Below are 18,881 nucleotides of genomic sequence, written 5' to 3' on the forward strand. Positions count from 1 at the left end.
ATGCCATCATAATACCGCGTTGACCAACAGTTCGGCGAAGGTGTCTGCCGGGACCGGATGTTTGAACAAATACCCCTGCCCTTCATCGCAGCCCAATTCTTTCATCAAGGCATACTGCTCCTCGGTCTCGATGCCCTCGGCGACAATGCGTTTGCCCAGGCTGTGGCCCATGGCGATGATCGCGCGGATAATAACCAGATTTTTGGGCTCCGTGGTGCACCCCATGACAAAAGAACGGTCGATTTTGATCGTATCCACGGGAAACGTCGTCAGGTAACGCAGGGAGGAATAGCCGGTGCCGAAATCATCCAGGGCAATCCTCAGTTTCAGGTCCTTGATGCCTTGCAGGGTACCAATCGTCTCCTTGGTGTCCTGCATGAGCACGTTTTCGGTAATCTCTATTTCGAGTACCTGGTTTTCGGCGGCCACGCTGCCCAAGGCGTCCTTGATGGTCTGGATGATGTCCTGGCTGGAGAGTCTGTAGCCGGAAAGGTTGACCGCGATGCGGATCGGCGCCAAACCGGCCGTCCGCCACTGCTGCATTTGCCGACAGGCCGTCTGGACCACCCAGCGGTTGATGTCGATGATCTGGCCGGACTCCTCGGCAATGGCGATGAAACGGTCCGGCGGAATCATCCCTTTATTGGGGTGAACCCATCGGATCAGCGCCTCGGCCCCCACAATCCGTCGGGAAGCCAGTTCAATCTGCGGCTGGTAAAAAAGCACCATTTCATCGGTAGCCAGTGCCCGTTTGAGATCCCGTTCAATGGAAAAGCGTTCCAATGCGGCCCGATTGAGGGACTCCTTATAAAACTGATAACGGTTCCGGCCGCTGTTCTTGGCGTGATACATGGCCGAGTCGGCATTCTTGAAAAGGGCCGCCGGATCTTCTCCATCCTCGGGAAAAATGCTGATGCCAATGCTCGTCGTCATGGACAGTTCATGACCATCGATAGGGTAGATGTCGGATAGCTCCCGAATCAGGCGCGCGGCCACCTTGGCAACCGCTTCGGGTTTTTCGATGTCGGTAAGCAAGACGGTGAATTCATCCCCCCCGAGACGTGCGACCACCGAATCGGACATCCTTGTTCCCAGTATGGCCGCGGTGTCGGTGCTGCGGATGTTGCGTTTGAGCCGGGCGGCAACCTTTTTCAGTAGCAGATCGCCGATGTGGTGGCCCAAGGTGTCATTGATCAGTTTGAATTGGTCCAGGTCGAGGAACAGCATGGCAAATTTCTGCTGGTTGCGCTGGGCGCCGGCAATGGTCTTTTCAAGCCGATCGAGAAAAAGGGCACGGTTGGCCAAACCGGTGAGGCTGTCATAGAAAGCCAACAGGCGGATTTCCTCCTCGGCCCGCTTCAATTGGGTCACATCCTGAACGACGCCCAGCAAGAGCTCCGGGGAACCGTGTTCGTTGAAAAGGACTTCCGCCTGGTTCAGGATGTGTTTCTGGGTACCATCGTCCAGGATCACCGGGTAATTAAGGGAAATGTCCTGGTGATGCTGGACCGCCCGATCGATCTCCGCCTTCACCGTATCCCGCTGGCCGGCAATCACCGACTGCAGGAAATCGTCGATGGTCTCCGGTCGTTGGGAAGTAATCCCGAGCAGTCGACAGGTCTTTGAAGAGCAGCTGAATTCCCCCTTCAACAGATCGATCTGCCAATTGCCCAGCCGTGCCAGTTCCTGCGTCTTGGCCAACCGGCTGCGGCTGCGGTCCAGTTCTCTGAAGGCCCTTCCGGCGCGCAGCAGATACCGTCCCTTGTGGCCCAAAACGGTCCAATTGATGGGTTTGGAGACAAAATCGTTGGCACCGGCGTCAAAGGCACGCTCGATGGATTCACTGTCATCCAGGCCGGTCACCATCAGCACCTGAACATAGCGGCCGCCGGGAAGTTTGCGCAAGGCCTTGCAGGTGTCGAAGCCATCCATGTCCGGCATCACCACGTCAAGCAAAACCAGGTCGGGCCGATGAGCGGCGAAAAGGGCCAGGGCCGTTTCCCCCCCGTCGGCTTCCAGCACCTCGAAACCGGCTTTTTTCAGGGAAACCCCCATGTACAACCGCAATGAGGGGTCATCGTCCACCACCAGGGCCAGGGATCCTCCGGGTCGGGTGTCATTCAGGATTGTCATACGGCCTCAAGTTCTCCTTTCAGGACGTCTCTAACCGCTGTGTATTCGGTGGCGATGGCGGCAATCATCGCGCTGATATCGCCATCCAAATGTTTCTTACAGGTCATTTCCAGGTCCCGGCAGTATTCACTCAATCCCATGGCGCCCACGTTGGCACTACTGGATTTGAACCGATGGGCGATGAATGCCAATTGATCGGTATCATTTCGGGCGTCGGCCGCATCCAGCTGGTCAACCAATGCATCCGCTCCGTCCAGGTAAGTTCTGACAAGGCTTTGGAGGAAATCGGGTTCCCCTTCGATCTGCAGGGCCTTAAGGGCATAAAGAATCCCTTTGTCAACGGGATTGTCCCGGCTATCCTGGGCAATTGGCGGTGATGGCGACGACGGGGGCGTGGGAGCCAGCTCCACCGATTGAACGGTTTTCAACGTCCGCTGGCTCTTCCAACGCTGGATCATTTCCAGGAGATCCTTTGATCTGAAAGGTTTGCTCATGTAATCATCCATCCCGGCCACCAGACATTTTTCACGGTCGCCCTCGAGGGCATTGGCGGTGAGGGCAATGATCGGGGTGTGCCGATGGGGCGTCTTCTGCCGTTCGGCACGCCGGATTTCGGCCGTGGCCAGGTAACCGTCCATCACCGGCATCTGACAATCCATCAAAATCATATCGTAGTCCTGGTGGCGGACGGCGGCAACCGCCGCGTGTCCGTTGTCCGCCAGTTCGACCCGGCAGCCCAAGGCCTTGAGCATCCCGGCGGCGACTTCCTGATTGGTCGGGTTGTCTTCCGCCACCAGGACCGTCAGATTCAGTTGCTGGGTCGCCTCGGCCAAGGTATAGCGGGTGACCATCTGGGGCGTCTCCCCCGCAGGGTAATCGCCAAGCACCTGTTCCAGGGTGGCATGCAGCTCCATTTGCCGAACCGGCTTGGTCAAATACGCGGAAATCCCGCATTGTCGGGCTTCGCTGGCATCCCCGCGCATACCGGTGGAGGTGAGCATGATCAAGGGAATACCGGCAATGGCCGGGTCGGATTTGATCTTGCGAGCGACGGTCATGCCATCCATTTCGGGCATGTCCATATCCAGGATCACGACATCGAATGGTCGTTCCTGTGCGGCTGCCGTCAGAAGCTGCGCAATCCCGTCCGGGCCGCTATCCGCGCTGGCATTCTGCATTTTCCAGGCAGCGGTCTGACGCGCAGGATATCCCGGTTGGTGGCGTTGTCGTCGATAATCATCACCCGCTTCGCTTTCAGGGACGCTGCTGCCATCACCATCGGCATCGCTCTTTTTTCGCAGCGCTCAAGCTCGATGGTGAAGAAAAAGCGGGATCCTTTTCCGGGCGTGCTTTCGCAGTCCAGCATCCCGCCCATCAGCGAAATAATCTCCGACGATATGGCCAGCCCCAGCCCGGTCCCACCGTATTTGCGCGTCGTCGAACCATCGGCCTGGGAAAAGGGTTTGAATAGTTTTTTTCGATCAAAATCGGCAATGCCAATGCCGGTATCCCGGGTGGAAATATGCAAAGAGACGCGATTATCCGTACCATCGGTGGTCTTCACGTCCACCACCACTTCGCCTTGGTGGGTAAATTTGATGGCATTTCCCACCAGATTGGTGAGGACTTGGCGCAACCGTGTGGGATCGCCTTTGAGGCTGACCTGCGTATCATCGGGGATCATCGCCGTTAGTTCGATGTGCTTGTCGTGCGCCCGCAGATACAGCAGCTGGACCACGTCCTCCACCAGCAGGCGCAGATCAAAATCGATAATCTCGATCTGGAATTTACCGGCTTCGATTTTGGAAAAATCGAGAATGTCATTGATGATGTTGAGAAGCGCGTCACCCGATTTCTGGATGGTCGTCGCAAACCGGTGCTGTTCATCCGTCAGCCGGGTTTGCAGCAACAGTCCGGTCATGCCCAGGACACCGTTCATCGGCGTGCGGATTTCGTGACTCATGTTGGCCAGAAATTGGGACTTGGCCCGATTGGCCGCTTCGGCAGCCTCCTTGGCGACCGCCAGGGAGGCGACGGTTGCCTCCAATTCCTCTTTGGCCGCCACCAGGTCCGCCGTGCGCAACTGCACCCGCGCTTCCAGCTCCGCACTGTAAGCCTTCAAGCTTTCATCGCGTCCCTGAATCTCGTTGATCATGTCATTGAAACGGTCGATCAGAATGCCGAACTCGTCATTGCTCTGCCGTTTGACGCACACGGCATAGTTCTTCTCGCCGATGACGGTATCAATGGACTGCATCAGGCCAAACAGGGGAGTGGTAAAAATCTTTTGCAACCTTGCCGAGACCAGGAGGACGATGATGAGGGTCACCAACACGATGGAAGAGATGACCATGTAGAACGTGTTCAAGCGCGCGTGCATTTGCGCCATGGTGTCGACCAGCTGAATCGCCCCCACCACCTTTCGATCCACGGTCACCGGCCGGACCACATGCACGTTTCCATCCGCAAAAAGGACGGTCCCGCCATTGCGCATCAACCGATTGAGGCGAATGTGAGGATCGGGATTCTGCCGGGCGAAGGCTGACGCATAAAGGGCCAGGTCCTTGCTCCCGCTGCTGAACTGACTGAAGATGGAACCGTTCTTGTCGTAAAGAATGGCCGCGGTGATTTCCCGTTTGGCCGCCAAGGAGGAGAGATCCTCTCCGGCCGTTTGCGGATCATTGAACAAAATGGCCGCGCCGATGTTCCGTGCGACCACGTCGGCCATGGAGCGAAGTTCACTGACCAGGTTTTCACGGGTACTCCGGCGTTCATTGTAGATCATCGCCGAGGCGACCAACAATGCGGTCAGGATCGATGTCAGACTGAGTAAAATGATCAGCTTGTCCTTGATCGAATAGAACCGTGATGGCTTTTTTTTCAAACGCATGACCTTCATCAATCGCCCAAAACAATCGCCAATTTGAGCAACCGCGAACTCAGCTTCAATCCTCGCTGGTTTGCCGCGGCGGGTTTGATTTCAAAATGATACCGACCGTCTTTGTTGAAAATATTGATGATGCCACCCAACTGGATAAATTCGGACGTCTCACCAACGCTCAGGACCGGCCGATCCCAGACGGAAGCAAGGGCCGCGGTCAGAATGGGACGATCCACGTTCAGGGCCACAAACAGCATATGGCAAGGATCGGTGGCCGACACGGAACCCGCATGCCGGACGTGTATTTTCCTTGAACCGATGGTCTCGCCATCGATGCTCGCGAACGCCTGCTGGATGATGGTATCCCCCAGGACCCACAGCTCCATATCCGCCTCGGGACCAGCAAAAGCATCCGGCGGCCAAGTGGTGAACTTGGCGAAATTCAAAACCAAGGCGGCTTTGAGGGTGGCTGCCTCAAAGCCCTCTGCAACGCCACTGCCCCCCAACAGCGATAAAAGCATCAAGAGATAGACGAATAGCCGCCATCCGCCGCTGAATCGTTTTTTATCAGGCCGATGCACCACTATCGGGCTCCTTAAAACCGGTAGGTGACCATGCCATAAATGCTGCTGGGGACCTCCGAAGGCGGAGAGTAAGCTTCCTGGACAAATTCGAGATGGCTGTTGTCCAAGAGGTTCTGGCCGACGATGGCGAGTTCCAGGCTGTCGATCGGCCGCCAGGCCAGACGCAGATCCAGGGTCAGGTACGCATCCAGGGTGTAGAAGCCGCTTGCGGAATCGATGTAGGCCGTGGTCGCATCGTCGACGTAGCGCAACCAAAAATCGAGATCGAGGTCCTCCCGCAAGGTGAAGGCGGTCCGCAGGGAGACCTGATTTTTAGGCGCCTTGCCCAGCTGCACAGAATCCTCGAAATCGCTCTCCAGGTAGCTGTAGGATAAATTCACGCGCATCCAATCGGTGGCATGCCAGGCCACCGCGACTTCGGCCCCATAGGTTTGGGTTGAGAAGCCATTAACAAAGCGCAACGGCTGAAAAACATAGGCGGCGTTGTCCATGAATACCGGTGCGCCCCGTTCAACCATCCTCAACCCGTCATAATCATTGTAAAAAATAGATAGATCAAATGAAAATCGCGGATTCGGCAAAAACCGATAACCGAGTTCGTAGGCCACTAAGCGTTCCGAATCGGAATCGTCGTTGCCAACAATACCCACAATTACCGGTGGCATGAAATGGGTGGTTGGCAAGTGGACACCATTATATAGCTGGCCATCGGTTTCGATCCTTGAAGGCGTCCGCACGGCGCGGGAAACCGAGCCCCAGAACTTGTGGTCTTCGGCCGCCGACCAGAAAAGACGGGCGCTGGGCTGGAACTCATAACCGGTATAGTCGTTGTGCTCGATCTTGGACCCCAGGGTGAGCCATACTCGCTCACGAATCAGCGTGATCTCATCCTGCAAAAAGGCGCTGAACAATTCATCGGTACGCGTGGTGGGATCGAGGGACAGGATGGGCGTGTTGTTGAACGCGTCCTGCGTCCGGTAGTAGCGCAGGCCCCAAACCATGTCGTTGCGTTCGCTGGCCCTGAAGTGGTGCTGCAAGTCGATATCGAAGGTATCCCGATCCTGGTCGGACCAGGCTTCCTTGCGCCGGTTGGCGTCGTAGTAAAGCTGCAGGGCGAGGTCGGCGGTCGATGAGAAGGTGCGTTGCCAGCGGGCCAGCAGGTTTCCGCCGGAAACCTCGGCATCATCGTCGAGGGTGGATTGGTAAGGGGCTTCGGTCATTGGCAGGTTCAACCGCTGATGGATATCACCTTCATAAAGATCGCCTTGAACCGTCAAATAGTCGCTGGCCGTCAAGCCCGAATCGAGACGGAAGCCCCCCTGGAAAATATCCCAGTCGTCGTGTGCATCGGCGCCGTCGAGAAATTTGAAGGCCCCCCGTTGGTTGCCCGTGGCGTAAATCCGGTAGTATGTGTTGTCGCCCACCTGGTCGCCGAAGCGGGCATTGGCAAAAGCTTTCTCATAACTGCCGCCGCCCGCCGAGACGAATCCGCCCTGGGTGTCGGCAGCCGATTTGGTGATGATGTTAATCACGCCGTTGACCGCATTGGCCCCCCACAGGGCAGCCCCGGGGCCACGGATGACCTCGATGCGCTCCACATCTTCCAGCATGATGTTCTGGACTTCCCAATAGACGCCGGAAAAGAAGGGCGTGTAAACGCTACGCCCGTCGACCAGCACGAGCAGTTTGTCCGAGAAGCGGCTGTTCGATCCGCGCGCGTTCACCGCCCACTTGTTGGAATCGATGCGCGCCACGTTCATTCCCGGCACCATGCGCAGGGCGTCGACGATGTGGGTCACCCCCGAACGCCGCAAGTCGTCATCGGTGATCACGTAGATGGCGGCGGCGCTCTCGGAAAGATGTTGGGCCTTTTTGCTGACCGAGGTAACCTTGATGTTCATCAGCTCCTCGATACTGAATTCAGTCAACGCCGACGGTTCCGCGGCCGCAAGTCCCGACAGGCAGAAGAAAAGCGCCAAGATCACGCTAAACACCTGCATGGCGCGCCCCGGAATATGCCGTTTCAAATAAATGATGTGCGCCTCCTTCCTCAGAATCCGCAAGCCTTGATCTCGGGCTTTTGACAAATTCGTCGAAACCACGACGTTTAACGCGTGCATCAATATTGGCTACAATATCGAACCGAACCGGATAGACTTTAGGATGGGGCGATTGGCAGGGGGGAACGGGCAAAGGACCGTCAGCCGCCATGGATCAAGACACGGCGTTTGTTTTAGAGATCACAATTTGCCGGAACGGATAATCGAGAAGACCAACCACAGGCCCAGGATGGTGGCAATGACGTAACCGCTGAAACCCAGGATATCGGTCATCGAAAGTATTTGAGGGCCGAAAAAATCGATCTCGAAGACGATCACTTTGCGACTTGAGTTGAGAATCAGGGCAGCGGCGAGGAGCGAAGCGGCAGTCACCAGGCCCAAGGTCAGGCGGTTGATGCTGCTTTCGATCTTGCGGGTGGGATCCTCGAGGCCGGTGTGGGCGATGTCGAATCGGGGTGCCTCGGTGGCCAGGCGTTTGAAAAGGCCATGGGCCAGCTGGGGGACCTGGCGCAGGTATCCACCGACCTGCTTGGCATCGCGCCCCATATTTTTCAATACTTTGTGGGCCTCGTAGCCCTTCTGCAGAAGGCGTTTGGCATACGGCCGGGTCACTTCCAGAAGGCTGGCATCCGAACCGAGGATCTTCCCCAGGGCCTCGGTCTGGATAAAGGTCTTGAACAACAGCAGCAGGTTGCGCGGCAGGTGGATGCGATACTTGAACACCAGACGCATCACCTGATCGTAAACATCCTTGACCGCAATGGTCTTCAGGGATCGACCATAAAAGGGTTCGGCCATGTCCTTGAGGTCGGTTCGGAAGCTTTTCAGGTCCATGCTGCGCGGGTTCACCAGGCCGGCGGCCTCGAAGGCGTCCATAACCATCTCGTAATCATGCTCGGCAAACCCCAGAAAAAGGTGGGCGACCTGCATCATGGTCTCCTCGTCCAGGTAGCCCACGATGCCGAAGTCCACCAGGCCCACCCGTCCGTCACGCATGACCAGGGTGTTGCCCGGATGGGGATCGGCGTGAAAGATGCCGGCCTCCATGAGCTGCCGGGAGAAGGAACGCAGCCCGATCATGGCCACTTCCTTGGGATCGATGCCCTGCCGGCGAATCGCCTCCACATGGTCCATCTTGATGCCATCGATATATTCCATCACCAGCACGGACCGGGAGGTGTGGTCCCAGTGCACCCGGGGGATGTAGATCTCCTCCACATCCTTGAAACTGTGGCTGAAGCGCTCGATGTTGCCCGCCTCGATGAGCATGTCCAGTTCACGGAAGATGGTGCGCTCGAACTCCTTGACCAGATTTACCGCGCCCACGATGCGCCCCAGATCGAAGGTGCGCTCAAATCGGGCCGCAAAATAATACATTACCTGGATATCATTGCGGATGCGTTTCTCGATACCCGGCCGGATCACCTTCACGGCAACCTTTTCGCCGGTTTTGAGCGTTGCTGTGTGGACCTGAGCCACGGAGGCCGCCGCCAGCACCTTCTCGTCAATGCTTGTGAACAACTGCTCCAGGGGCTCTCCCAGCTCACTTTCGATCAGCCCGCGAATTTCCTCGAAGGCGACCGGCGGCACCTGATCCTGCAGTTTGGTCAATTCGTCGATATATTCGGGCGGGAAAAGGTCCCCACGGGAACTCATCAACTGGCCCAGCTTGATGAAGCTGGGGCCGAGTTCCTCCAGTATCCGCCGGATACGGGCCGGATCGGGAAGACCGGATTTGATGCGCGTGCTGCCGCCCCCCCTCAGGCGGTCGACGATCTCCCCCAGGCCATGCCTGATCAGCACGCGTGAAATCAGCCCGAAATGACGGATTCCGCTCAGGCGGCGACTGGAAAAGGGGAATGGCATGCTTAGTCCTCTTCATCCACGGATGCGTTCACGGCCTTCCATTTTTCGGCGATTTTCTTGAGCATGCGATCATCGGCCACGTAGCTCTCCACCAAACCGCAGTCGACGCACACGTAGTTGTCCAGGGCGGCCATGGCCGTCAGGCTGACAGGAATCGAATTACTGCCGAAGGGGCCGCTTTTAAGCGGCAGATCGGCGGGGCCATAGATGTTCGTCGATCCGCACTTGGGGCATTTTCCCTGTTTCATGGATTCTCCTCCATTGGTTTTCCGGCGGGTTGATCGATGGATGGGACGTTTGTGTTATGCCGCAATCCCGGTATGGTGTCAACGTCGATCCAAAAACGATAAAAAGGGGCTCGTTGCCGAGCCCCCTTTTAGAGAGGAGGGTATCCAAATAGGTGTCGTTGTCCGCCGTGGATCAGGCAGCCTCGATATCCCGCCGGTCGGACATATCCATGAGCACGCGCTCCCTGGCTTTGTCGATGCCCAGGGCCTGGCGTTTCTTGTCAATGTGCGCGACCATCATTTTAGCCATTTCATAGGGATCGGGCGTAAAACCCCACTTGCCCAGTCCCTGGCTCTCCAATCCGTCGAAAAGCAGTTTGTGGAACTTGGTCTCCTTGACGATCGGGAAGGTCACCCCAAAAACCGTATATACGCCCGAGGCGACAAAATACTGCCCGATACTGATGGCTTTCTCACTCATCCATTCCGGTGCGGCACCGGCCACCGGCAGATCGGCCATGGCCTGTCCCAGACCGCCGACACGGACCATTTCCGCGGCAGCCACCAGGATACGACTGTTGTCCACACAGGATCCCATGCCGAGCACGGGCGGCATGCCGACCGTTTCGCACACCTCGGCCAGACCGGGACCGGCCAGGGCGGCGGCTTCAGGTGACGTCAAACCGGCTTTGGCCAGGGCGATCTGGGAGCAACCGGTCTGAAGCACGAGAACGTCCTGCTTGATCAACTCCTTGACCAGCTCCACATGCACCCAATCCTGTTTCATGCGCGGATTGGTACAGCCCACCACACCGGCCACGCCGCGGATGCGACCATTGATGATGTTTTCGTTCAACGGCGTATAGGAACCACGGAACGACCCGCCGAGCATGTAATTGATATATTCGTGGGAGAATCCGTGAACCCCGATGCCCTTCTTCTTGGGGATCTCCACCTTGGCCTTACGGTTCTTGAAACGGCTGATGGCGCGAATCACGATCTCGTCCGTGCAGGCCTTGGGGTCGTGCTCATGAAATTCAACATGCGTGGCGCCTTCGATATGACACCGCGGGTTGGTGGTGATCAGGGGCGTGCCGTAGCACTCCGCCACACTGGCCAGCCCTTGTTTGATACACTGGACATCCACGGTCATGGCATCCACGGCAGCGGTGACCAGTACGGCTTCCGTTGACATGAAGTTCCCCACATGCGGAATGCCGTGGCGAACCAGCACCTCGGCACCGGAGCAGCACATGCCGACCAGATTGATACCTTCGGCGCCGGCATCCTTGGCCGCCTGGATCAGGGTCGGTTCATTGACCGAAGCAATCATGGATTCGAACAGGTTGGGTTCGTGGCCGTGCACGATGATATTGACCTGTTTTTCCTCCAGGACACCCATATCAACTTCCACGGCGACCGGCGTCGGCGTACCGAAGAGGATATCGGAAATTTCCGTGGCGACCATGGAACCGCCCCAGCCGTCCGCAAGAGCCGTGCGGCTGACCTGTTTCATGATGTTGTTATACTCCTGATCCACGCCGATATGGGTGCGATGCATCATCTCCATGATTTCACGCATGGCGCCACGGGGAACGATACCAAGCTTGCGCCAGGTCTCCAGGGTCTTTTCGGGAACCCGCTTCATAAACGGAATTTCACCGTCCACCTGGGTATATGTCCGTTCCAGTTCCGCATAGAGTTCAAGGGCGATCTCCTTCTGGCTTTTCCCCTCGGTTTCGATCCCCACGGACTGGGCCACGGATTCCAGTTTGATGGGATCCTTGATCGCGTAATCGGTAATGCGACCATTGACCACCTCACGAAAAAGGTCCAGCATGCTCATGCCGTGGTCCGTATGGGCCGCACACCCGGAGGAAACCATGCGGGCAAAGTTTCTGGCCTGGATCGTATCGATGGTGGCGCCACAAACCCCCACCTTGCCGTAGGGATCCCTGGCGTTGAGCCGGCAAGGTCCCATTGAACAATGTTTGCAGCAAGCCGAATCGGCACCGATGGGGCAGGCCTTCATGTCAATGGCCCGGTCAAATGCCGTACTGACACCGTCCTTTCTGGCCTTGGCCAACATCTGCTGCGTGGTTTCACAAATAGTGAGATCTTTAATCGGGATCTCTTTCTGGGCTTTAACGTCTTTCTTCTCGACCATGTTCCCTCCTTCGTGGAAAGATTATGCGGGTACGCGATAGTAATGGGTTACTGATGGTTCAGTCGACAATTCAAAAAATGTGGCCTTAAAATGCATGCGACTTGGATCCAGACGGACAGCGAAAATCTTGAAGAATCAAGTATGGGCCTCCTAATCAGGAATGATTACTATTTTCACTAATTGATTTCCCATGCCGTGTCAAGCACTCTTTTCTTTCGGTGAAGAATTAATAAAGCCCTCGCTTCGCTTGGCCATTATTTCCTTGACCGGCTTCGTTCAGCCCTTTAAGGTAGGGGCTCCCGTCATCTGATAACGGACCCATCCGGGGACACTGGCAAATCCCCGGTCATCCATGGTGAAAGGAAACCATAATGAATGACAAACCGGTAAAGGTTTTCTCGCTGAGCACCTGCAGCCATTGCAAATCGACCAAGCGGCTTCTGGATGAATGCACGGTTAAATATGAATTCGTCGATGTGGATCTTCTGGATGGAGAAGAGCGCAAGGCCATTCTTGCCGATGTGAAGAAATTCAATCCGCGCTGCTCGTTTCCCACGGTGATTATCGGCGACGAGGTCATCGTCGGATACAAGGAAGACAAAATCAAGGAGGCGCTGGGAATCTGATGGATACCACCGAACTCTATGAAAAACTGAAGAAAATCAACGAACCCAAAGGATACTATTTCAGCAGCGACCACCAGCGGGTCATGGAACTGTTGGATGCGCTGTTGATCAATAAAAACCGTTACGGTTACATGGCCTGTCCCTGCCGGCTGGCCTCGGGTGACCGAGACAACGACCGGGACATCATCTGTCCCTGCGAGTACCGTGAGCCCGATGTGGCCGAGTTCGGCTCCTGCTACTGCAATCTCTATGTTTCCAAGGCCTGGAACGACGGCAGCATCGACCGGGAATACGTACCCGAGCGGCGTCCGCCGGAAAAAATGTTTTTTTAACCGGCTTAACGAATTAAAGATAAAAAACGGCCGCTACCTGCCGCGGAACGATATCCCGGCAAACAGCGGCCGTTGTCTATCCTGCCGATCCCTAAAAATTACCGTCCAGCCTCGGCCCGCCCATCAGGAGAACTTATCATAGGCGATCATCTCCGGTTCGACCCCCAGGCTGTCCAACATCCCCTCCACCGCAGTGACCATCATGGGCGGGCCGCACAGGTAGTATTCGATCTCGGTGGGGTCCTTGTGTTTGCTCAAATAGGTGTCATTCAGCTGCTGGTGGATATACCCGGTCAGGCCGGTCCAGTTGTCCTCGGGCATGGGGTTGGAAAGGGCGACATGGTAGGAGAAGTTGGGGTATTGTTCGGCCAGTGAGCGGAACTCTTCGTCGAAGAACAGTTCCAGCTTGGATCGGGCGCCATACCAAAAGGAAAGCACGCGGTCGGTCTTGACCCGCTGGAGTTGGTCCAGGATCTGACTGCGCAGAGGCGCCATGCCGGCACCGCCGCCCACGAAGCACATCTCGCGGGTGGTCTCCTTCACGGAGAACTCGCCGAAAGGCCCGCTTAACGTCACCTGGTCCCCGGGCTTGAGATCGAAGATGTAGGTGGAGCCGGTGCCCGGCGGCAGGTCCTTTCTTCCCGGCGGGGGGGTGGCGATGCGAATGGTGAAGCGCAGCCGGGTGGACTCGGCCGGCGGGTTGGCCAACGAATAGGCCCGGAAAACGGGCGCCAGGTTCTTGCCGCGCAAACCCCACAGATTGAACCGGTCCCAGTCGGGGCGGTAACGCTCGGCCACCCGGATGCGGAAGTGTTCGAAAGGAATTTCGTATTCGGGGATATCGATCTGGATGTAGGCACCGGCGGTAAAATTGAGGTGCTCGTCATGATCCAGCTCGAGGACCAAATCCTTGATGAAGGTGGCCACGTTGTCGTTGGAAACCACGGTGGCCGTGTATTTCTTGACCGAGAAAATTTCGTCGGGAATACGGATACGCAGCGGCTCCTTGACCTTCATCTGACAGGCCAGGCGGATGTTATCCTGACGTTCCTTGCGCGAAAGATGGGCCAGTTCGGTGGGCAGCGGCCCCCTTGAGCCTTCCTCGATTTTGCACTTGCACATCCCGCAGGCACCTCCACCACCGCAACCCGATGGAATGAAGATCCCGTTGGCCGACAGGGCCGAAAGCAAGGTGTTGCCGGCCGGCGCCGCAATGCTCTTTTCTTCGTCACCGTTGATGACGATCCGGTTGGTGCCCTTCTGGACCACCTTGGCCTCTACAAAGAGCAGCAGTCCCACCAAAATCAGGATCACCGCGAGAAAAACCGTGATTCCCACAATGTAGATCAAGGCAAACTCCTTTGCTTACAGCGTAATGCCCGAAAAGAGCATGAAGCCCATGGCCATCAGGCCGGTCATGATCATGGTGATGCCAAAGCCTTCCAGCCCTTTGGGCACATCGGCGTAACGCATCTTGATGCGGATGGCCGCCATGGAAACGATCGCCATGAGCCAGCCAACACCGGAGCCGAAGCCAAAGACCACCGTCTCGACAAAGCTGTAATCCCGCTCGACCATGAACAGGGATGCCCCCAGGATGGCACAGTTGACCGCGATCAGCGGCAGAAAAACACCCAGGGCATTGTACAACACCGGCGAATAGCGGTCGATGACCATCTCGACCATCTGAACGATGGCGGCGATAACGGCGATAAAGGTAATGAACTTCAAGAAGCTCAGATCAACCGAACCCAGGCCGGCCCAGCGCAACGCCCCGGGAGAAAGCAGGTAATGAAACACCAACCAGTTCACCGGCGCGGTGATGGAGAGCACGAAAACCACGGCAAATCCCAAACCGATGGCCGTGTCCATGTTTTTGGAAACGGCCACGAAGGAGCACATCCCCAGAAAGTAAGAGAGCAGGATATTGCCCACGAATACCGAATTGAGAAACAGACCGATCAGGTTTTCCATATGCCCTACCCTTTCATCAGACTTTTCTGCAACCATACCAAAAGGCCGATGATGATAAAGGCCGCCGGTGCCAGCTGCATGAACCCCATGTTCATGTACCCGGCATCGTAGAACGTCTGGGGCACGATGGCGAAACCAAACAGCTTGCCCGCGCCGAACAGCTCGCGGATAAAGGCCACGATCACCAGGACCGATCCATAGCCGGCACCATTGCCCAGACCGTCCATGAACGACCGGATCGGCGGGTTTCCCAGGGCATAGGTTTCCGCCCGCCCCATGACGATGCAGTTGGTGATGATGAGCCCGACGAAAACGGAAAGCTGTTTACTGATGTCATAGAAGAACGCCCGCAGGACTTCGTCGGCCAGGATCACCAGAGAGGCGATGACGGAGAGTTCCACGATCATGCGCACGTTGCGGGGAATCACCTTGCGCATGGCGGAGAGGGTCAGGCTTGAGAAAGCCGTGACCAGAGTCATGGCCAGGGCCATCACCACGGCGGTGTTGAGCTGAACGGTTACGGCCAGGGCCGAACAGATTCCCAGGCTCTGGATGAAGACCGGGTTGTTCTTGACGATCGGCTCGGAAAAGGCCTTGAAGGTTTGGGATTGGCTGATTTTCATGGTCAACGGATTACTCGTCAGAGGTTATGGATAAGGGTGGCATCACCCGTTTCAACTGCCGGCCGGCAGGCTCACCGGCCCCTTGCGAAAGGCCTTGGCCAGTGGTTCGTACTTCCGCAAAACCGATTTCAGGCCGGCGGTAAGAAACTTGCCGGTCAACGAAGCACCAGAAATGCCGTCCACATAGTTGTCCTGGCGGTCCTTGGGAATAACCTCGGCCACCTTGCCCTTGGCGATCCCCACGGAGACGAAATCGCCCGCCTTATCGACGATCTTCTTGCCCACAAAGTTTTTCTGGAACCAGGGTTTTTCGATTTCACCGCCCAGTCCCGGGGTTTCGTTTTGGCTGTAGACGGAAAACCCGGCGACGGTCTTGCCGTCATTTTCGATAGCCATGTAGCCGTGAATTTTGCCCCACAACCCACTGGAATCCACCGGCACGATATACGCTTTCGGATGATTCGCCTTGACATAGAAGCAGACCGGCAGCCCGGCGCCGGCCTTGTCCGCCGGAACGACGCGGCCGGTACCGGCCATGTCGTAGCAACGAATGTTCGCATCGTAGCGCCGCTCGATCTCGGCGGCGGACATGGATGCACCGGCCTTGATCAGGCCCACGCTTTTCAGAATGTTTTTTGCCGGTCAACGGCCACGTTGCGCAATTTGCGCGCCTTGAGGCCGCTGGCCGCGCCGGTCAGCAAGAGCGCGCAAACCAAAGCCACAACCGCCGTGAAGACGATGGATTTCAATTGATCAGACATTGGGCACCCTTTTTCTCAGCCGCGCCTTAATGACAAAATGGTCGATCAGCGGGGCAAAGATGTTCATGAACAAAATGGCCAGCATGGTCCCCTCCGGATAAGCCGGATTGAAAACCCGGATCATCAGGGTCAGTGCCCCGATGATAAAACCGTAGATCCAGCGTGACAGGTTCATTCCCGGTGCCGAAACCGGATCGGTGGCCATGTAGACGATGCCGAAGGCGAAACCGCCCATGACCAGGTGCCAAAAGGGGTTCACGGAAAACAACGGTGCCGCTTGCCCGCCGGAGGAAAGATTGAGCAGGTACCCGGGATAGGCCACGGCCAGCATCCCCAGCACGCCGCCGAGCATGATGCGGTAGTTGGCCACGCCGGTAACGAGCAGAAAAATGGCCCCGACAAGAATCATCAGCGTCGAGGTTTCACCCACGCTGCCCGACAGGTTGCCCATGAAAAGGCGCCCGAAGGTGTAGCCGGCATGGGTCAGAACCTGCGTCACCGATTCGCCGGAAGCGGCCAGGGAGGTGAGCGCCAGGGGTGTTGCGGCGGTAACCGCATCCACGGCCTGTCCGCCCACCTTTTGGACCGCGGTCCAGACCCGGTCACCGGACATGTTGACCGGATAGGCGAAGAAGAGAAAGGCGCGTCCGGTCAAGGCCGGATTGAGGACGTTGCGCCCCGTCCCACCGAACACCTCTTTTCCGATCACCACGCCAAAACTGATGCCAACGGCACCTGCCACAAGGGAATGGAGGGCGGCAGGGTCATGGGAAACAAAAGCCCGGTGACCAGAAAGCCTTCGCTGATCTTGTGATTGCGCACGGAGGCGAAGAGGATCTCCCAAAAGAGTCCCACGGCATAGGAAACCACCAGCATGGGCAAGACGACCCAGGCACCGCGATACATGGATGCCAGGATGCTGACGTCCAGCCCGGTTGCAACACCGGCCTGGTATCCGGTATTGTAAATACCGTAAAAAAACGGTGGCAGCAGCGCGATAATCACGAAGGTCATGAAGCGTTTCAGATCGAGACTGTCGCGGATGTGGGCATCGGCCCGGGTCGGCAGGGCCGGAGCAAAGGCCACGGTCTCGATGGCATCGAACAGGGGATGCAATTTTGCCAGCCGGCCACCGGATGCAAAGACAGGCCGGGCGACATCAAAAAGATATTTGAGGGATTTCATTCGTCTGGGTTCTACCTTGCGGGTAATAAGTTACAGGGTCTCCTTGTGGTATTGCGCTTTGGCGGCGCGAAACACCTCCCTAAGCTCGATCTTGGACGGACAGGCGTACGTACACAGGCCGCACTCGGCGCAGTCCAGCAAACCATGGGCCAGGGCCTCCTCCACCTCATCGGCCACCAGACACTTCATGGCAAACTGGGGCAGGATGTCCACCGGACAGATCCGCGCGCAGGTACCACAGTTGACGCAGGCGCGCGCCTCGCCATGTTGGCCACAATCCATAGGCAGGGCCGACTTGTGCAGGGCCGAGAGGAAGGCGGTGGAATAGCTGGGCTTATTGAATCCCGGACGGATGAAGGCAAACGGTTCCTCGCGGTCACCGTCGTCGATCAGGTTCAGGGCGTTCTGGTAAAATCCCATGTAGCGTCGGCACCGGCGGCAAAACCGCTGAACACGCCCCCCACGATGTAGCGCGCGGCCGACGGCTTGACGAGCGATGTACCGGCGAGCAGCGCAAGGGGAATCCCGGCGCGGGTGAGAACGTGTCCCGTCTCGGGAGCCATGCTGCCGCCCACGGAAACAGTGCGCGACACTGGATAGCAACCGGTCGTGATGAACTGGCCCAAAAGGGCCACATCCTGCCCGTCGATGAACCAGGCCCGGTTCTCGGCGGTTCCCTTTTTAGTGCGGTACAGCTGGACCGCCGGGTTTCCCGTCGGGTACGGCCCGGAGAAGTGTTGGACCGTCACGCCCCCGGGAACCGCTGCGGCCACGGCGGCATCGCCGGTAATATGGACGGCCACGCGCTGGCACAGGTTGCCAAGCAGGTCCATGCCGGCAGCAAAGGCGGCCTGCCGATCACTGAGGTAAACCGCGGGCTCGGGGGCAAAGGGCTCGTCATCCCCCAGGCGGACGATGATCACCGGCGGGGTTGTATCGGGATCGGCCAAATCCATGAACGGCAGCGCGCGCAGGAAAGGCCACATCCCCCGGCCAGCAAAAGCGCAACCAGCTCTTCCCGGGAAATTGCCGCTACCCCTTCGGCCGGCGGCACGGCAATCGTTTCGCATTTTTCCTCGGCATCGAGGAGAATGACGATTTTTCGATGACGCGCCGGGGGCCAAAAACGATGCGCGTCACCGTGCCGCCACCGGGGGAAGGGAAACGAATGCGCGGATTGCGTTTATCCTCGAAAAGTGGCGTACCGATGGCCACCGTATCCCCCTCCTGAACCAGCAGTCGGGGCTTGATGAAAGGGATATGTCGCGGGACCATGCCCACATGGCGGGGTTTTTCCAGCTCACGCAACTGTCGTGCGGGGATACCGGCAATTTTGGGCGAAAACCCCTTTTTCAGGTGAATGGCGTTCATCCGCTAACCTTGATTGTGACGCACCGGGTGCGCTGTTGAAAAACGATTTTGACGGTTGACCGTGACGGTATGACAAGATGATACGGCGGCA

General features: G+C 57.3%; 18 protein-coding genes and 1 pseudogene. 2 read left to right on the forward strand and 17 right to left on the reverse strand.

Translation table 11 applies throughout. The features are described from left to right. Positions 1-6: 6 nt before the first annotated feature. The 8 genes from JCM12296_RS46835 to cooS form a co-directional block, all read right to left on the reverse strand. Positions 7-2,133, reverse strand: coding sequence for a putative bifunctional diguanylate cyclase/phosphodiesterase (locus JCM12296_RS46835; RefSeq protein WP_054688742.1), 2,127 nt, complete (start codon positions 2,131-2,133; stop codon positions 7-9). Then, on the reverse strand, positions 2,130-3,311 hold the full coding sequence (locus JCM12296_RS37670) for a response regulator (protein WP_054688744.1): 1,182 nt from the start codon (positions 3,309-3,311) through the stop codon (positions 2,130-2,132). Before JCM12296_RS37670 ends, JCM12296_RS46835 begins: the two co-directional genes overlap by 4 nt. After that, positions 3,260-5,023, reverse strand: a complete 1,764-nt coding sequence (locus JCM12296_RS37675; RefSeq protein WP_172683700.1) for a hybrid sensor histidine kinase/response regulator — start codon at positions 5,021-5,023, stop codon at positions 3,260-3,262. Before JCM12296_RS37675 ends, JCM12296_RS37670 begins: the two co-directional genes overlap by 52 nt. Before the next feature lie 8 nt (positions 5,024-5,031). Then, a complete protein-coding gene (locus JCM12296_RS00420) occupies positions 5,032-5,598 on the reverse strand; it encodes a YfiR family protein (protein WP_054688748.1) in 567 nt (188 codons plus the stop codon). 11 nt (positions 5,599-5,609) lie between these two features. Then, positions 5,610-7,625, reverse strand: coding sequence for a TonB-dependent receptor plug domain-containing protein (locus JCM12296_RS00425; RefSeq protein ID WP_246803874.1), 2,016 nt, complete (start codon positions 7,623-7,625; stop codon positions 5,610-5,612). 213 nt (positions 7,626-7,838) lie between these two features. After that, positions 7,839-9,524 carry an ABC1 kinase family protein gene (locus JCM12296_RS00430; protein WP_054688750.1) on the reverse strand — a complete coding sequence of 562 codons (1,686 nt, stop codon included), beginning with the start codon at positions 9,522-9,524 and terminating at the stop codon, positions 7,839-7,841. A gap of 2 nt (positions 9,525-9,526) precedes the next feature. Then, on the reverse strand, positions 9,527-9,772 hold the full coding sequence (locus JCM12296_RS00435) for a hypothetical protein (protein WP_054688752.1): 246 nt from the start codon (positions 9,770-9,772) through the stop codon (positions 9,527-9,529). Positions 9,773-9,944: 172 nt separating this feature from the next. After that, positions 9,945-11,918, reverse strand: coding sequence for an anaerobic carbon-monoxide dehydrogenase catalytic subunit (gene cooS / locus JCM12296_RS00440; protein ID WP_054688754.1), 1,974 nt, complete (start codon positions 11,916-11,918; stop codon positions 9,945-9,947). A 371-nt stretch (positions 11,919-12,289) separates the two neighbouring features. On the opposite strand from cooS, the gene JCM12296_RS00445 reads away from it, so the two are divergent. Further along, entirely contained in the window at positions 12,290-12,544 is a 255-nt protein-coding gene (locus JCM12296_RS00445) for a glutaredoxin family protein (RefSeq protein WP_054688756.1), read from the forward strand. Continuing rightward, positions 12,544-12,876 carry a ferredoxin-thioredoxin reductase catalytic domain-containing protein gene (locus JCM12296_RS00450; RefSeq protein ID WP_054688757.1) on the forward strand — a complete coding sequence of 111 codons (333 nt, stop codon included), beginning with the start codon at positions 12,544-12,546 and terminating at the stop codon, positions 12,874-12,876. Before JCM12296_RS00445 ends, JCM12296_RS00450 begins: the two co-directional genes overlap by 1 nt. Positions 12,877-12,999: 123 nt before the next feature. Here JCM12296_RS00450 and nqrF read toward each other — a convergent pair whose 3' ends face one another. The 9 genes and pseudogenes from nqrF to JCM12296_RS46855 form a co-directional block, all read right to left on the reverse strand. Next, positions 13,000-14,226 carry an NADH:ubiquinone reductase (Na(+)-transporting) subunit F gene (gene nqrF, locus JCM12296_RS00455; protein WP_054688759.1) on the reverse strand — a complete coding sequence of 409 codons (1,227 nt, stop codon included), beginning with the start codon at positions 14,224-14,226 and terminating at the stop codon, positions 13,000-13,002. A 15-nt stretch (positions 14,227-14,241) separates the two neighbouring features. Continuing rightward, positions 14,242-14,850, reverse strand: a complete 609-nt coding sequence (nqrE, locus tag JCM12296_RS00460; protein ID WP_054688761.1) for an NADH:ubiquinone reductase (Na(+)-transporting) subunit E — start codon at positions 14,848-14,850, stop codon at positions 14,242-14,244. Between the two features lie 5 nt (positions 14,851-14,855). Beyond that, positions 14,856-15,473 (reverse strand): NADH:ubiquinone reductase (Na(+)-transporting) subunit D, encoded by a 618-nt coding sequence (locus JCM12296_RS00465; RefSeq protein WP_054688799.1) that lies wholly within the window; start codon positions 15,471-15,473, stop codon positions 14,856-14,858. 51 nt (positions 15,474-15,524) lie between these two features. Beyond that, entirely contained in the window at positions 15,525-16,091 is a 567-nt protein-coding gene (locus tag JCM12296_RS00470; RefSeq protein ID WP_054688763.1) for an FMN-binding protein, read from the reverse strand. Between the two features lie 5 nt (positions 16,092-16,096). Then, a complete protein-coding gene (locus JCM12296_RS43095) occupies positions 16,097-16,234 on the reverse strand; it encodes a hypothetical protein (protein WP_246803875.1) in 138 nt (45 codons plus the stop codon). Next, a pseudogene (locus tag JCM12296_RS49985) lies at positions 16,227-17,419 on the reverse strand (NADH:ubiquinone reductase (Na(+)-transporting) subunit B). Before JCM12296_RS49985 ends, JCM12296_RS43095 begins: the two are co-directional and overlap by 8 nt. A 30-nt stretch (positions 17,420-17,449) precedes the next feature. After that, entirely contained in the window at positions 17,450-17,839 is a 390-nt protein-coding gene (locus JCM12296_RS00480) for a 4Fe-4S dicluster domain-containing protein (RefSeq protein ID WP_054688765.1), read from the reverse strand. After that, positions 17,815-18,405, reverse strand: coding sequence for a hypothetical protein (locus JCM12296_RS46850; RefSeq protein ID WP_054688767.1), 591 nt, complete (start codon positions 18,403-18,405; stop codon positions 17,815-17,817). The genes JCM12296_RS00480 and JCM12296_RS46850 overlap by 25 nt, the downstream gene beginning before the upstream one ends. Before the next feature lie 46 nt (positions 18,406-18,451). Then, positions 18,452-18,790 (reverse strand): hypothetical protein, encoded by a 339-nt coding sequence (locus JCM12296_RS46855; RefSeq protein ID WP_054688769.1) that lies wholly within the window; start codon positions 18,788-18,790, stop codon positions 18,452-18,454. Between the last annotated feature and the right edge of the window lie 91 nt (positions 18,791-18,881).

This window comes from Desulfosarcina cetonica JCM 12296 (assembly GCF_001311845.1).
In the GTDB taxonomy this organism is placed as follows: domain Bacteria; phylum Desulfobacterota; class Desulfobacteria; order Desulfobacterales; family Desulfosarcinaceae; genus Desulfosarcina; species Desulfosarcina cetonica.